Genomic DNA, 14,513 nt, shown 5'->3' on the forward strand with positions numbered 1-14,513 from the left:
AGGATACTTTTTAGAAGTAAAGGGGCGGGACGTGGCAAAGCAGGAAAGCCCGAGAGGTCCGGTGGAGCTGCTCTCCACCGACCGCGAGAAGATCACTTCCGAGTGGATCGACGGGGTCACCAGCTCGCTCCAGGGCCGCATCAGCAAGGCCGAGGTCGACCGGGAGCTCCGGGAACTGTACGAGGCTCTCGTGCAGGGCCTGCGGGCGGGTGGCGAGGAAACCCGCGGGGATGGCTTCTCCGAGGTGCGGGCTCTGCTGACCGAGCTGTCGCGCAACCGGGCCCGGCAGGGGTTCACCCCGAGCGAGACGGCAATCAGCGTATTGGCGCTCAAGCAGGCCCTGGAGCCCGTGCTGCGCAACGACTCCGCCGAAGAGACCACCGCGTACCTCCGGCTGGGGCGCGCCCTGGACGATCTGGCCCTCTACACCGTCGAGGTGTACACCCGTACCCGGGAGGAGATCATCAGCTCGCAGGCCGCGCAGCTCATGGAGCTGTCGACCCCCGTGGTCAAGCTGTGGGAAGGGGTGATCGCCGTACCCCTCGTGGGCACCCTGGACTCGGCGCGCACCCAGGTGGTGATGGAGAAGCTGCTCCAGGCCCTGGTCGACACCGGCTCCGAGCAGGCCATCATCGACATCACCGGAGTCCCCGCGGTCGACACGCAGGTCGCCCAGCACCTGCTCAAGACGGTGGTGGCGGCCCGGCTGATGGGCGCTGAGTGCACGGTCTCGGGGATCCGCCCGCAGATCGCGCAGACCATCGTGGCCCTCGGCATCGAGTTCGGCGACATCGTCACCAAGGCCACCCTTGCCGACGCCCTCCAGCACGCGCTGCGCAAGTCCGGCGTCGACCTCGTCACGCACCAGGACGCACGGCGATGACCGAACGCGTTCCGGTCCTGCGGATCGGTGACATCCTGCTGGTCTCCATCCAGGTCGACCTGGAGGACCAGACGGTTCTGGACCTCCAGGAGGATCTGGCCGAGCAGATCGTCGCCCGGGCGGCCCGAGGGGTCGTCATCGACATCACGGCGGTCGAGATCGTCGACTCCTTCGTCGGCCGCATGCTGGCCACGATCGCCTCCATATCCCGGCTGCTGGACGCCGAGACCGTGGTCGTGGGCATGCGTCCGGCCGTGGCCATCACCCTGGTCGAACTGGGCCTCTCCCTGGGCGGCGTGCGTACGGCACTCGACCTGGAGAAGGGACTCGCGCTGCTGCGCCGGTCTGCGACCGGCGCGGAACTGCCATGACCGTCCCGTGGGCTTCCGAAGCCCCGCCGCAGACACAGCCGATCATCGGGAACGACGACGTCGTCCGCTCCCGCCAGCATGTCCGCGCGTTCGCGCAGCAGTGCAAACTGTCCCTGGTCGACCAGACGAAGTTCATCACGGCCGCCAGCGAGCTCGCCCGCAATACCCTGGTCTACGGCGGGGGCGGGGCGATGCGGGCCGGGCTGGTGGAGCGGCAGGGCCGGCGCGGCGTCGCGGCGGTCTTCGAGGACTCGGGCCCTGGCATCCCCGACATCGAACTGGCCCTCACGGACGGCTGGACCTCCGGTGGCGGGCTGGGCCTCGGCCTCAGCGGGGCCCGGCGGCTCGTCGACGAGTTCTTCCTGGACACCGAGGTGGACCGCGGCACCACCGTCACCATCGTCAAGTGGGCCCGATGACCGGCCCGGCCGTGCTCGACTGCGAGGACGTGGAATGGTTTCGCGACGCCGCCGAGATGCCCTCGGCCGCCCGGGGTGCTGCCGCCACGCTTGCGCGGCGCATCGGGCTCGACGGCTACCGGGCCTCCGAGGTCGCCCTCGCGGTCACTGAGGCCGCGACCAACCTCCAGCGGCACGCGCGCGACGGCGCTCTGCTGCTGCGGGTCCTGCGCACGTCGGACCGGGCGGGGGTCGAGTTCCTCACCGTGGACACCGGCCCCGGCATGGCCGACGTCGAGGCGGCGCTGGCGGACGGAACGTCCTCCGGCGGCACCCTCGGGATCGGGCTGGGAGCGGTGGTCCGGCTCGCAGACGCGTTCGACGTCCATTCCCTGCCGGGCCGGGGCACCGTCCTGGCCGCGCAGTTCTGGGACCGCCCGGCCGGGAGCGGGCCCACCGGCGGGATGGCGTCGGTCTCCTCGGGGCTGACGCGGCCCATCAGCGGGGAGACCAGCTGCGGTGACGCCTGGGCCGTGAGGGTCGACGAAGGCGGGGGGACGGAGGACGCGATCGGACCGCGTTCCGCCTTCGGCCGCTCCGTCCCCGCGTCGGAGCCCGCGGTGCTGGTCATGCTCTGCGACGGGCTGGGCCACGGGCCGCTCGCCGCACGCGCCGCCGGCGCGGCGGTGACGGAGTTCCGGCGGAGTACGGACCGGCACCCTGAAGGTCTGCTGCGCCGCATCCACGTGGCGCTGCGGGGCACGCGGGGTGGCGCGGTCGCCGTGGCCAGGATCGAGCCGGCCCGGGAACGGGTGCTCTACTGCGGCATCGGCAACGTGAACGGGGTCCTGCTGGGCCCGGACTCCCGCAAGGGCCTGCTCTCGGCCCCGGGCATCGTCGGGCAGCAGATGCGCGGCCTGCGGACGTTCGAGCTGCCGCTGCCGCCGGGCGGGGCCCTGGTCATGCACTCCGACGGGCTGACCGACCGCTGGAAGGCCGACGAGTTGCCCGGCCTCCTCCGGCACACCCCGGCCGTGATGGCGGGGCAGCTGCTGCGCGAAGCAGGCGTCCGCCACGACGACGCGGGGATCGTGGTCGTCAAGGGGGCCTGGTGACGGGCGGCGCACCGGACCCGGACGTCCTCGCCTCGTACAGCCTCAGGACGCCGCAGGACGTGTTCGCCCTGCGGCGCACCGGGCAGAGCGCTGCGGAGGCGCTCGGCATGGACCGTCAGGACCAGGTGCGCTTCGCCACCGCACTGAGCGAGCTCGGTCGCGACCGCCTGGGCTGCGAGGAACTGACCGTGACCTTCGCGCTCCCGGTGGACGCGGAGCGGGTGCTCACCGTCGTCTTCGCGTGGGCGGGCGGCACGAAGGCGGGCCCCGACCTGGAACCGGCCTCCCGGCTGCTGAACCGGGTCCGCCACGAAGCCGGCGCCGCCCGGCACCGGATCGTCGCGGAGCATCTCCTTCCGGCGAGCTGGACGGACAGCCCGGATGCCCGGAGCGCCGTCGTCGCGGCTCTCCGGCGCCACGCGACCCCGTCCCTCGCCGACGACCTGCGGGCCCAGACCCGCGACCTGATTTCCGCTCTGGAGGAGACCCGGGCGCAACGAGAGGAGATGCGGCGGCTCAACGAGGAGCTGGAGGAGACCAACCGCGGGGTACTCGCCCTCTACACCGAGCTGTCGCAGGAACTGGAGGAGACGAACAGCGGGGTCGTGGCCCTCCACGCCGAACTGGAGGAGAAGTCCGCTCGGCTGCGCGAGACGAGCGAGGCCAAGACGAGGTTCTGGCGCAACATCAGCCATGAGCTCCGCACCCCGGTGAACGCGGTGGTGGCGCTGACCCGGCTGCTGCTGGCCCCCGGCTCCTCCCCGCTCACCGACGAGCAGCGCCGACAGGTCTCCTTGATCGACGCCTCGGGGCAGTCGCTGCTCGCGCTGGTGGGCGATCTGCTGGACGTGGCCAAGGCCGAGGCGGGCCAGCTGGAGGTCAACGCGGCGCCGACCGATCTGCGGGCGCTGCTGGCGCAGTTGGGCGCGGTGATGCGGAACACCGGCCCGTCCGACGTGACGCTGCTGATGCCGCCGTCCTCGGAGCTGCCCGTGTCGGTGACCGATGAGGCCCTGCTCACACGCATCCTGCGCAACCTGTTGTCCAACGCCCTGAAGTTCACCGAGAGGGGCGAGGTGAGGCTGGACGTCCGGGTGGAACCGCCGCGGATGTTCTTCACGGTCACGGACACCGGGGTGGGCATCCCGGAGGCCGAGCTGTCCCGCGTGTTCGAGGAGTTCTACCAGGTACGCGGCCCCCTCCAGCGGGTCCACCGGGGTACCGGACTCGGTCTCCCCTACGCCCGAACCCTCACCGAGCTCCTCGGCGGAACACTGCGCTTGTCGAGCACCCCCGGAGCGGGCACCCGGGCGGAGGTCGAGCTGCCTTTCACGCCCGCGCCCCCGACGCCCGCACCCTCCCCGGAGAACATCCCGTGACCGAGACCGCGCGGCGCGACGCCGCCCCAGGAACCGTCCTGGTGATAGACGACGACGAGACCAACCGCTACATCCTCACCAGCTGGCTCACCCGCGCCGGGCACACGGTGCTCGGCGCGGCCGACGGGACGGCGGGCCTCCACCTGCTGGCCGAGACGGGCGACGCTCTGCCCGAGGTGGCCGTCATCGACGTACAGCTCCCGGACATGAGCGGCTTCGAGGTGTGCGAGCGGATCAAGGCCGATCCGCGCACCGGATCTCTGCCGGTCGTCCACGTGTCAGCGGTCGCCGTCAACACGGAGGACCACACCGAGGGACTCAGCCGGGGCGCGGACGCCTATCTCGACCAGCCGATCGATCCGAACGAGTTCCTGGCCACCGTGACGGCGGCCCTCCGCTACGCTCGGGCCCGGCGGCGCGCGGAGCACCTGACACTGCGGCTGGCCGCGCTGAACCGGGCCACGCTGGACGTGTACCGGACGGTAGGTTTTCCCGCCTTCAGCGCGGCGGCGACCCGTGGTGCGGCCTCCCTCATGTCCGGCCCCGCCACCTCGATCTTCCTCAGTCCGCAGGGCTTGACCGTGCACAGCCATGCGACTGGTCCGGACGCCGCTCCGGTCACCCTGCCCGCGATGGCCGAGCTGCTCGACGGGCTGGCCTCCCCGGTCCTGGGAGGCGGCACCGGCATCGAGGTCGTGACGATTCCCAGGAGCCGGTGGAAAGCGCTGCTGCCGCTCGACCCGATCGAGGGCGACGTGTCGCTCGTCGTGGCGCGCACCAAACGCAACCGGCCGCCCGTCGCCATCGCCGTCCCGGCCGCCGCGGCCCGCACCACCGACGAGCGCGAGCTCCTCCAGCAGCTGGTGAACGCCAGCGCCTTGGCGCTGGAGGCCCTGCGCACCTTCAACGAGGAGCACTCCCTGGCGCTGGCCCTCCAGCGCACCTTTCTGCCGGACCGGCTCCCGGACACTCCCGGCACGAGTCTTGCCGTGCGCTACCGCCCGGCCTCCGACCACGCCGAGATCGGCGGCGACTTCTACGAGGCGCTCCAGACCCCGGCCGGGTTGCTCCTGGCCATCGGCGACGTGGCCGGACACTCGCTCGTCGCGGCGACCGTCATGGGCGAGATCAGGCACGCACTGCGCGCCTACGCCCTGGAAGGCCACCCGCCCCACCACGTTCTGGAGCGGCTCGACGCCCTCCTCTCCCATACCCGGCCCGGTCTCACCGTGACGCTCTGCCTGGTCTTGGTCGAGCCGGACGGCAGCCGAATCCACATAGCCAACGCCGGCCACATACCGCCGCTGCTCCTCGCCCCTGACGGCGGCGCGGCCTATCTGTCCGAGCACGGTCCGCTGCTGGGCCTGCGGCTTCCCCACCCTCCCGCCCATGTCCGTACCACCGCACCGGGATCCCGACTGCTGCTGATCACCGACGGCCTGGTCGAGGTCCGCAACCAGGACCTCGACCACAGCCTGGGCGCGTTCCTCGACGCGGCGGCGGCCGGCCCGCGCGAGCTCGAACCCCTCTGCGACCACCTCCTGGACACGTTCGGTGAGGGCAAGGAGGACGACATCGCGCTCCTCGCGCTGCATCTGCACGAGGACCGGCACTCGGCATAGCGACGCACCAGCCGATCCCACCGTGCCCACACCCTTGACCGCACCCGGGCCGCGGGGCTCGTATGTGGTGCATGGCAGAGCGGGCGACCCACCGGGACCGGCTCCGCGCCCTGGAGTTCGAGGCCTTCGTGGCGGGCGCGGGCGGACGCCTGCTGCACACCGCGACCCTGCTCACCGGCGAACCGTCCCAGCCGCCGGGCGCGTACGACCGGGCCGAGGCGCTGCTGCGCGCGGCGCTCGCCCGGACGTACGCCGACTGGGACCGGCTGCACGGCGGCGACCCGTACGACCGGGCCCGCCGGGAGCTGGCCCTCCGCTTCGCCCGGGAGGCCCGGCGCCATCAGCGGCCGCGCGGCGGTGTGCTGGACCGGCTGACCCCGATCGAGCGGCTGGTCCTGGTCCTGCGGACGTACGAGGAGGTCGGCGAGGAACAGACGGCGGCGCTGCTCGGGCTGCCGGCCGACCGGATCCGCGCGGTGTGCGCGCGGGCGGTGGCGACGCTGCGGGCGGCCGGGCCCCGACGCGGGGTGGCCGGACGCGGGACCGGGGCGGCCCCGGCCCCCCGGAGGACGCCGTGAGCGCGGACCGGCGGGACCCGCGCGAGGAGCAGGTCCGGCGGATGCTGGACGGCCCGCATCCCGTCCTGCCGCCCGATCTGGCCGCGCAGGCGGTCCGGCACGGCGGACGCCGCCTGCGGCTGCGCCGGGCGGTGCAGCGGACGGCGGGCTGGCTGCTGGCCCTGGTGCTCGTGGCGTTCCTGATCTGGATCGGCGTCGAGCAGCCGTGGGCGACCGAGCCCGCCCAGGTCACTCCGCCGTTGGAGGGCTGGTGAGCCGTTGGGGTCCCGGTGGGAAAGGCCTACGCTGGAGAAACCGGCTGTCGTACGAGCCGAGGAGGTCGTGATGACGAGGAAGACCGCGGACTGCCGCAAGTATCCGAGCGAGACGAACTGCACCCTCACCCTCACCGGTGAGGAGGACGAGGTCGTCCGGGCCGCGAGCGAGCACGCGGCGTCGGTCCACGGACACGAGAACACCCCCGAACTGCGCGAGCAGATCAGGGGCATGCTGGAGGACGCGGACGAGAAGGTGAGCGCCTGAACACCGGAACGACAGGGGCGCCCACCGTCACCGGCGGGCGCCCCTGTGATGACGGGTGCTGGATCAGCCCAGTGCCTGCGTGAGGTCGGCGAGCAGGTCGTCGCCGTTCTCGATGCCGACGGAGATCCGGACCAGGTCGGCCGGGACCTCCAGCAGGGAGCCCGCGACGGAGGCGTGCGTCATCCGGCCCGGGTGCTCGATCAGCGACTCCACGCCGCCGAGGGACTCGCCGAGCGTGAAGAGCTTCGCGCGGTTGCAGACCTCGACCGCCGCCTCCTCACCGGCCGCGACACGGAAGGACACCATGCCGCCGAAGGCCTTCATCTGCTTGGCGGCGACCTCGTGCCCGGGGTGCTCGGGCAGGCCCGGGTAGAGGACCTGGGAGACCTTGGGGTGCCGGGTCAGCAGGTCGGCGACCTTCGTGGCGTTCTCGGTGTGCCGGTCCATGCGGACGGCGAGCGTCTTGATGCCGCGCAGCACGAGCCAGGCGTCGAAGGGACCGGCGACCGCGCCCATGGCGTTCTGGTGGAAGGCCAGTTCCTCGGCGAGCTCCGGGTCGCTGACGACGAGCGCGCCGCCGACGACGTCGGAGTGGCCGCCCATGTACTTGGTCGTGGAGTGCACGATGACGTCCGCGCCGAGCGCCAGCGGCTGCTGGAGGTACGGCGAGGCGAAGGTGTTGTCGACGACGAGGCGCGCCCCGGCCTGGTGCGCGACCTGGGCGACGGCGGCGATGTCGGTGATGCCGAGCAGCGGGTTGGACGGGGTCTCCACCCAGACCGCCTTGGTGCGCGGGGTGATCGCGGCCCGTACGGCGGCCACGTCCGAGGTGTCGGCCACCGAGAACTCCACGCCCCACCGCGCGGCGACCTTCGCGAACAGCCGGAACGTGCCGCCGTAGGCGTCGTTCGGGATGACCACGTGGTCGCCGGGGGTCAGCAGCGTACGCAGGAGGCAGTCCTCGGCGGCGAGACCGGAGGCGAAGGCGAGACCGCGGCGGCCGCCTTCGAGGGCCGCGAGGTTCTCCTCCAGGGCCGTACGGGTCGGGTTGGCGCTGCGGCTGTACTCGTATCCGCCGCGCAGTCCGCCCACGCCGTCCTGCTTGTACGTGGAGACCTGGTAGATCGGCGGAACCACCGCGCCGGTGAGGGGGTCGGCGGTGTTCCCCGCGTGGATGGCGAGGGTTTCGAAGCTGTGCTGGTCGCTCATGAGGCCCGAGCGTAGTTCCTGGCGGAGGCCCTTACCGGCCACTCGCCGCTCCGGTGACAATGGAGCCATGGAGATTCTGTTGTTCCTGCTCGCGATGTGCATGCTCGCGGCGGTCATCGGCCCCTGGCTGATGCGCCGCCGGGGCGGTATCCGCCAGGTCGCCCCCGGTTCGCCGGACGCCGCCGACCCGGACACGTACGGCTTCGCCCGCCAGGAGGAGCTGGACGTCCGGATGCCGGGCCCCGACCAGGACCTCCTGGACGTGCTCGACGTCGTCCAGGGCACCCAGCAGTGGCAGGCGGCCTCCCAACTGCTGGCCGGGACGCCGAAGGAGGGCGAGGTGCGCTGGCAGCGGATCCAGGCCTTCGCGGGCGCGGCCTCGCTGGAGCTGGCGCAGCAGCCGGGCAAGGGCGGCTCGTGGCTGCGGGCCTGGCGCGCGGAGTCGCCGAAGGACGCGGGCGGCGCGGCGGTGCACGCGGAGTTCCTGGTGCAGCAGGCGTGGCGGTCATCGGCCGCGGGCAGCGACGACTTCCGGATCATCCTGGAGGAGGCCCGTACGGTCTGCGGCGAGGCGGCGCTGCTCGCGCCGGGCGACCCCGTGCCGTACATCGTGGAGCTGGCGGTGGCCCGGGGCCTGGGCTACACCCCCGAGCAGTTCGACCAACTGTGGGCGAAGATCATCGACCGGGCCCCGGCGCACATGGGCGCGCACATCGCGGCGCTGCACTTCCACTCCGAGCGGTGGCACGGTTCGCGCAAGGACGCCGAGGCCTTCGCCACGGCCGCCGCCGCCCGCGCCCCGCAGGGTTCGCTGCTGGCGGCGCTGCCGCTGTTCGCGGTGTACGAGCACCTGCCGGAGGTCAACCTGGTGCAGGGCTTCTACCGCAGCCAGGTGGTGACGAAGGCGGTCGAGGGCGCGATGTTCGCGGTGCACGCGGCACGCCAGGACGACCCGATGCTGGCCCATGTCCGCCACCTCCTGGTGCTGTTCCTGGTGCACATGGAGCGCTGGTCGGAGGCGATGCACCAGCTGATCCGGATCGACGGCCACGTGGGCGCCCTGCCGTGGACGGCGGAGCCGGACCCGGCCGCGCAGTACACGGTCTACCGGGCGCTGGCGGTCGCGGGGTACGAGGCGAACGGCGGCAGCCCGGCGACGCTGCCGCACTGATCTCCGTACGGCTTCATGGCCTGGCGGGGGCGGGGCCGGGGCCGTCGCGGCGGGGTCAGGCCTTCCCGGGTACGGCGGGCGCCTCGGGCACGGGGGCCCGGCCCGCCGCCGTGGTCACCAGCGCACCCGCCACGAGCGCCGCGCCCGTCACCGTGACCGCCGTGACGCCGACGCCGTCCGCCACCAGCCCGCCGGCCAGCGCCCCGAGCGCGATGGCCGCGTTGAACACCCCGACGAACAGCGAGGAGGCGGCCTCGCGGGCGTCGGGGGCGGCGAGCAGCACCCAGGTCTGCGTGCTCACCGAGACACCGCCGTAGCCCAGGCCCCAGAGCACCATCAGGACGGCCGCGAGGGCGGGGGAACCGCCCAGCCACGGCAGCGCGGCCACGGTGAGCGCCAGGACCGTGCCGATCACCAGCAGCGTGGTGCGCGGGGAGCGGGCCGCCCCGGCCCCGGCGAGGAAGTTCCCGGCCACGCCGGCGATCCCGTACACCAGGAGCAGGACACCGATCGTGCCCGCGCCGACGCCCGAGACGTCCTCCAGGACCGGCCTGATGTACGTGTACGCCGCGAAGTGCCCGGTGACGAGGAAGCCGACGACGAGGAGTCCCGTACGCAGCCGGGGGTCGCGGGCCAACCACAGCGCACCCCCGAAGGGGACGGTGCGCTCCGCGGGCAGCCGGGGCAGCAGGAGCGCCGCGGCGACCAGCACCACGGCCCCGAGACCGGCGGCCGCCAGGAACGCGGCCCGCCAGCCGGCGAGGTCCCCGAGGTACGTTCCGGCCGGAACGCCGAGCACGGACGCGACGGCGATACCGCTGAAGACGAGGGACGTGGCCGTGCCCGCGGACTTCGCCGGGACCAGGCGGACCGCGAGTCCGGCCGCGACGGCCCAGACGCCGCCCATGCCGACGCCGACCAGGACACGGGCGACGACCATGGTCGCGAAGTCGGGCGCCCAGGCCGCACCGAGGTTCCCGACGACCAGTACGGCGACCAGCACGCACAGAGCCGTACGCCGGTCGGCGCGGCCGAGCAGCGGGACGAGGGCGGGAGCCGAGAGCGCCGCGACGAGGCCCGTGATGGTCAGCGTCAGTCCGGCCACGCCCTCGGGGACGCCTAGCGAGCGGCCCATCGGTGTGAGCAGCCCGACGGGCAGCATCTCGGAGGTGACCACGGTGAACGTGCCGAGCGCGAGGGCGGCCACACCGGGCCAGCCGTCGCGCCGGGGTGCCGGGCGGGCGGCCCGGCCGCCTGAGGATTCCTGAACCTGCGTCATGTCCCCAGCCAATCGGGGCCGGAGACCGGGAACAACGGCCGACTGCTCATCCTTCTATGAGCTGGACTCATCGATCCGGACCAGGGAGGCGGGGAACGGATGAGCAATCCGGAGATCCGGGAGCTGGAGGCCTTCCTGGCGTTGGCCGACGAGCTCCACTTCGGCCGGGCCGGGGAGCGCCTCTATCTCTCGCAGAGCCGGATCAGCCAGCTGCTGCGGGCGCTGGAGAGCAGGATCGGCGGACGGCTGGTCGACCGCACGAGCCGTCGGGTCCGGCTCACCCCGCTCGGCGAGCGGCTGCACGCGGGGGTGCGGCCGGCTTTCGACGCGATCGTGGAGACGATCGAGGAGGTCCGGGAGGCGGCGCGCGGCGTGGGCGGGGTGTTCCGCATCGGCTTCCAGGGGACGGCGAACGACCCGTTCATGCGGGCGGTCACGGCGTTCCGGGGCGGGCATCCCGACTGCGCCGCCGAGATCGTGGAGATACCTCTCTCCGATCCGTTCGGCGCGGTGCACCGGGGCGAGGTGGACGCGGCGGTGGTGCTGATGCCGGTCCGGGACGACGCGCTGGTGCTCGGCCCGGTATTCTCCGCCCGGCCGCTGGCCCTGGCCGTCTCCGACCGGCATCCGTACGCGCGCCGCCCCGGCATCGACGCCGAGGACCTGGCGGGCTGCCCGCTCATCGGCGTCTCCGGGGCGGCCCCGGAGTACTGGCGGCTGGCCCAGGCGCCGGTCGTCACGCCCGGTGGCCGCGCGATCCCGGCGGGGCCGGCGGTGGGAAGCCTGCAGGAGGGTCTCGCCCTGGTGCGGGCGGGCCGGGGCGGGATGCTGCTGTGCGACCCGACGGCCGACTACTACGGCAGCCACGCGGTGACCTTCGTCCCGGTGACCGGCCTCCCGGAGTCCTCCCTCGCGCTGGTGTGGCACCGGAACCACGAGACGGCCCGGACGCGGGGCTTCGCCCGGGCCCTGGCAGACGTCGCCGAGGCCACTGGTTGAGTGGCGGGCCCCGGAATCCCGGCGGCTGCTCCCTTGTTGTACGTACCGAACACCGACCCCCCGGAGGAGCCCCGCATGTTCCTGAACCGCCGCACCCCCGTGCTCCCCACCCCGGAGCAGGCCCTGCGCGGCCGCCCCGTCCCCGAATTCACCGTCCCCTCCCGCCACACGGTCCTCGGCAACCCGCTGGTGGGCCCGTATCCGGAGGGCCTGGAGGTGGCGGACTTCGCGCTGGGCTGTTTCTGGGGCGCGGAGCGGAAGTTCTGGCAGACGGAGGGCGTGTGGACGACGCTGGTCGGCTACCAGGGCGGCTACACGGAGAACCCCACCTACGAGGAGGCCTGCTCGGGCCTGACCGGGCACACGGAGGCGGTACGCGTCGTCTTCGACCCGGCCGTCGTGTCGTACGAAGAGCTGCTGAAGCTGTTCTGGGAGTCGCACAACCCGACCCAGGGCTTCCGCCAGGGCAACGACGTGGGCACCCAGTACCGCTCCGCGGTCTACACCCACTCCCCCGCCCAGGCAGCGGCGGCCGACGCCTCCCGTGAGGCGTACCAGAAGGTCCTGACGGCCTCGGGCCACAAGGAGATCACCACGGAGATCCTCCCGGCCGAGGGCCGCCCGTTCTGGCCGGCGGAGGCGTACCACCAGCAGTACCTGGACAAGAACCCGGGCGGCTACTGCGGCATCGGCGGCACGGGCGTCTCCTGCCCGATCGGCGTGGCCCCGGCCGAGGGCTGAGCCAGGGCCTCGCGTCCCGGCGGCAGCCGACAGCACGCCGCCGCCCGTCGCTCAGGCCGCCAGCAGCACGCCGCCCATCGGACCCGCAGGGCCGGTCGCGCCGACCGGTCCTGTCGTCCGTACCGACCGGTGACTGCCCGCGGTCCCCAGCGCCCGGGACCGGCTCCGGGTGCGGGCCGCCGTAAGGCTCACCAGCCGCTCACCGGCCAGCGCCTGGGCGGCGGCGGCCAGTACCTCCGAGGAGGCCTCCTTGCGGCCGCGCTCCACCTCGGAGAGGTACGCCATGGAGATCCGGGACGCCTCGGACACGTCCTTCAACGTCCTTCCCTGCGCCCGGCGTTCGCGGCGCAGCACCTCCCCGACGAGGTCGCGCCAGAGCGGCTCCCGGGGCGGGGCCTGGGGTGCCGGGTCCGCCGCCGTCGGGAGCGGGCGCAGGGGGATCACGTCGGCCTGGTTCGTCGCTCGGATGGTCACCGTCCCAGATTAGGAGCGCGGCGCCCCCTCGGCACGGGGCGGGCGTTGCGCTGCGGGCGGATCTGCTGTCGGCGAAGTTCCGTGACAGGCGGCTGTGTCCGAGGAGCGGGCGGACAGGGGAGGCGCCGGCCCCTCCCCGGCCCGCATCGCCCCCCGCGTCCGTCAGATCAGCCCCTGGGCCAGCATCGCGTCCGCGACCAGCTCGAAGCCGGCGATGTTCGCGCCGACCACGTAGTTGCCGGGGCTGCCGTAGCGCTCCGCCGTCGTGTAGCAGGAGTCGTGGATGTGCCGCATGATCTCGGCGAGGCGCTCCTCGGTGTGGGCGAAGGTCCACGAGTCGCGCGACGCGTTCTGCTGCATCTCCAGCGCGCTCGTCGCGACCCCGCCCGCGTTGGCCGCCTTGCCCGGGGCGAAGGCGACGCCCGCTTCCTGGAGGATGCGGACCGCCTCCGGCGTGGTGGGCATGTTGGCGCCCTCCGCGACCGCCTTGACCCCGTTGCGTACGAGGTTCAGCGCGTCGGCCTCGTGGAGTTCGTTCTGCGTGGCGCAGGGCAGGGCCACGTCCACGGGGACCGACCACACGCCCGTACCGGGCACGAACCGGGCGTGGGAGCCGCGCCGTTCGGCGTACTCGGAGACCCGGCCCCGGCCGGCCTCCTTGATCTCCTTGAGGAGGGCGAGGTCGATGCCCTTCTCGTCGACGACGTAACCGCCGGAGTCCGAGCAGGTGATGACGGTCGCGCCGAGCTGCTGGGCCTTCTCGACGGCGTAGATGGCCACGTTGCCCGAGCCGGAGACCGCGACGGTCTGGCCCTCCAGGGACTCGCCCCGGCTGCGCAGCATCTCGGCGGTGAACAGGACCGTGCCGTAGCCGGTGGCCTCCGTACGGGCCTGGGCGCCGCCCCAGCCGAGGCCCTTGCCGGTGAGGACGCCGGACTCGTAGCGGTTGGTGATGCGCTTGTACTGGCCGAAGAGGTAGCCGATCTCCCGGCCGCCGACGCCGATGTCGCCGGCGGGCACGTCCGTGTACTCGCCCAGGTGGCGGTGGAGTTCGGTCATGAAGGACTGACAGAACCGCATGATCTCGGCGTCGGACCGGCCCTTGGGGTCGAAGTCCGCGCCGCCCTTGCCGCCGCCGATGGGCATGCCGGTGAGGGCGTTCTTGAAGATCTGCTCGAAGCCGAGGAACTTCACGATGCCGAGGTTGACCGAGGGGTGGAAGCGCAGGCCGCCCTTGTAGGGGCCGAGCGAGCTGGAGAACTCCACCCGGAAGCCGCGGTTGACGTGGATGTCGCCGGAGTCGTCCGACCACGGCACCCGGAAGATCAGCTGGCGCTCCGGCTCGCATATGCGCTCGATGATGCGGGCGTCGACGAACTCGGGGCGCTGCGTCAGCACCGGACCGAGCGTCTCCAGGACTTCTCGGACCGCCTGGTGGAACTCCTGCTCACCCTGGTTGCGGCGGAGGATCTCCGCGTAGAGCGGCTCGATGACACGGGCTGCGGCGTCCTGCGTGCGGGCGGAGTCGGGCGAGTCGGGGATGACCGGCATCTGATCAAGACCTTCCGTGGTCGGCTCGTGCGCGTCGGCGCCCCCGTCCCGGAGGGCGCCACCGGTCCGATTGTCCAACGCTGTCCGATGATCTTCGAGGGCCATCCACATAGTGGCCATGATCAGGCGTTTCCCCCGCTTCCGGACCCGTAACCGCGGCGAGGCCCCGTCGAGTGGACCGTGGGGGTCCGGTGAAACCAGGGGCCGGCGTGCTTGTTACC

The 14,513-nt window shown here is 72.8% G+C and carries 16 protein-coding genes; 12 read left to right on the forward strand and 4 right to left on the reverse strand.

The window, feature by feature from the left end:
• Window positions 1-31 precede the first annotated feature (31 nt).
• From IE134_RS00850 to IE134_RS00890, 9 genes are all read left to right on the forward strand, one after another.
• Window positions 32-883: an STAS domain-containing protein gene (locus tag IE134_RS00850; RefSeq protein WP_030711071.1), complete on the forward strand. Its 852-nt coding sequence runs from the start codon at window positions 32-34 to the stop codon at window positions 881-883.
• Window positions 880-1,254 (forward strand): STAS domain-containing protein, encoded by a 375-nt coding sequence (locus IE134_RS00855; RefSeq protein ID WP_030711069.1) that lies wholly within the window; start codon window positions 880-882, stop codon window positions 1,252-1,254. The genes IE134_RS00850 and IE134_RS00855 overlap by 4 nt, the downstream gene beginning before the upstream one ends.
• Window positions 1,251-1,673 (forward strand): anti-sigma regulatory factor, encoded by a 423-nt coding sequence (locus tag IE134_RS00860; RefSeq protein WP_030711068.1) that lies wholly within the window; start codon window positions 1,251-1,253, stop codon window positions 1,671-1,673. The genes IE134_RS00855 and IE134_RS00860 overlap by 4 nt, the downstream gene beginning before the upstream one ends.
• Window positions 1,661-2,767 (forward strand): ATP-binding protein, encoded by a 1,107-nt coding sequence (locus IE134_RS00865; protein ID WP_032768317.1) that lies wholly within the window; start codon window positions 1,661-1,663, stop codon window positions 2,765-2,767. Before IE134_RS00860 ends, IE134_RS00865 begins: the two co-directional genes overlap by 13 nt.
• Complete coding sequence (locus IE134_RS00870) at window positions 2,764-4,146, forward strand: ATP-binding protein (protein WP_098020412.1); 1,383 nt, start codon at window positions 2,764-2,766, stop codon at window positions 4,144-4,146. Before IE134_RS00865 ends, IE134_RS00870 begins: the two co-directional genes overlap by 4 nt.
• On the forward strand, window positions 4,143-5,768 hold the full coding sequence (locus IE134_RS00875) for a fused response regulator/phosphatase (protein ID WP_098895548.1): 1,626 nt from the start codon (window positions 4,143-4,145) through the stop codon (window positions 5,766-5,768). The genes IE134_RS00870 and IE134_RS00875 overlap by 4 nt, the downstream gene beginning before the upstream one ends.
• A 71-nt stretch (window positions 5,769-5,839) precedes the next feature.
• On the forward strand, window positions 5,840-6,346 hold the full coding sequence (locus IE134_RS00880) for a sigma factor-like helix-turn-helix DNA-binding protein (RefSeq protein ID WP_030711060.1): 507 nt from the start codon (window positions 5,840-5,842) through the stop codon (window positions 6,344-6,346).
• Window positions 6,343-6,600, forward strand: coding sequence for a hypothetical protein (locus IE134_RS00885; protein WP_189429367.1), 258 nt, complete (start codon window positions 6,343-6,345; stop codon window positions 6,598-6,600). Before IE134_RS00880 ends, IE134_RS00885 begins: the two co-directional genes overlap by 4 nt.
• 70 nt (window positions 6,601-6,670) lie before the next feature.
• On the forward strand, window positions 6,671-6,868 hold the full coding sequence (locus tag IE134_RS00890) for a DUF1059 domain-containing protein (protein ID WP_010058491.1): 198 nt from the start codon (window positions 6,671-6,673) through the stop codon (window positions 6,866-6,868).
• A gap of 63 nt (window positions 6,869-6,931) precedes the next feature.
• Here the strand turns inward: IE134_RS00890 and IE134_RS00895 are convergent, their stop codons facing one another.
• Window positions 6,932-8,077, reverse strand: a complete 1,146-nt coding sequence (locus IE134_RS00895; protein ID WP_010058492.1) for a cystathionine gamma-synthase — start codon at window positions 8,075-8,077, stop codon at window positions 6,932-6,934.
• A gap of 67 nt (window positions 8,078-8,144) precedes the next feature.
• On the opposite strand from IE134_RS00895, the gene IE134_RS00900 reads away from it, so the two are divergent.
• On the forward strand, window positions 8,145-9,248 hold the full coding sequence (locus tag IE134_RS00900) for a hypothetical protein (RefSeq protein WP_030711055.1): 1,104 nt from the start codon (window positions 8,145-8,147) through the stop codon (window positions 9,246-9,248).
• A gap of 55 nt (window positions 9,249-9,303) precedes the next feature.
• On the opposite strand, the gene IE134_RS00905 is transcribed toward IE134_RS00900, so the two are convergent.
• Window positions 9,304-10,527: an MFS transporter gene (locus tag IE134_RS00905; RefSeq protein WP_030711053.1), complete on the reverse strand. Its 1,224-nt coding sequence runs from the start codon at window positions 10,525-10,527 to the stop codon at window positions 9,304-9,306.
• Between the two features lie 99 nt (window positions 10,528-10,626).
• Here IE134_RS00905 and IE134_RS00910 point away from each other — a divergent pair, with 99 nt between their 5' ends.
• On the forward strand, window positions 10,627-11,526 hold the full coding sequence (locus IE134_RS00910) for a LysR family transcriptional regulator (protein WP_098895974.1): 900 nt from the start codon (window positions 10,627-10,629) through the stop codon (window positions 11,524-11,526).
• 75 nt (window positions 11,527-11,601) lie between these two features.
• A complete protein-coding gene (gene msrA / locus IE134_RS00915; protein WP_189429369.1) occupies window positions 11,602-12,267 on the forward strand; it encodes a peptide-methionine (S)-S-oxide reductase MsrA in 666 nt (221 codons plus the stop codon).
• Between the two features lie 51 nt (window positions 12,268-12,318).
• Here the strand turns inward: msrA and IE134_RS00920 are convergent, their stop codons facing one another.
• Together IE134_RS00920 and gdhA are read right to left on the reverse strand one after the other, a co-directional pair.
• Complete coding sequence (locus IE134_RS00920) at window positions 12,319-12,741, reverse strand: helix-turn-helix domain-containing protein (protein WP_189429371.1); 423 nt, start codon at window positions 12,739-12,741, stop codon at window positions 12,319-12,321.
• Window positions 12,742-12,903: 162 nt separating this feature from the next.
• Window positions 12,904-14,292: an NADP-specific glutamate dehydrogenase gene (gene gdhA, locus IE134_RS00925; protein ID WP_030711047.1), complete on the reverse strand. Its 1,389-nt coding sequence runs from the start codon at window positions 14,290-14,292 to the stop codon at window positions 12,904-12,906.
• Window positions 14,293-14,513 lie beyond the last annotated feature (221 nt).

The sequence above is a fragment of the Streptomyces rubiginosohelvolus genome, assembly GCF_014649875.1.
Classification (GTDB): domain Bacteria; phylum Actinomycetota; class Actinomycetes; order Streptomycetales; family Streptomycetaceae; genus Streptomyces; species Streptomyces rubiginosohelvolus.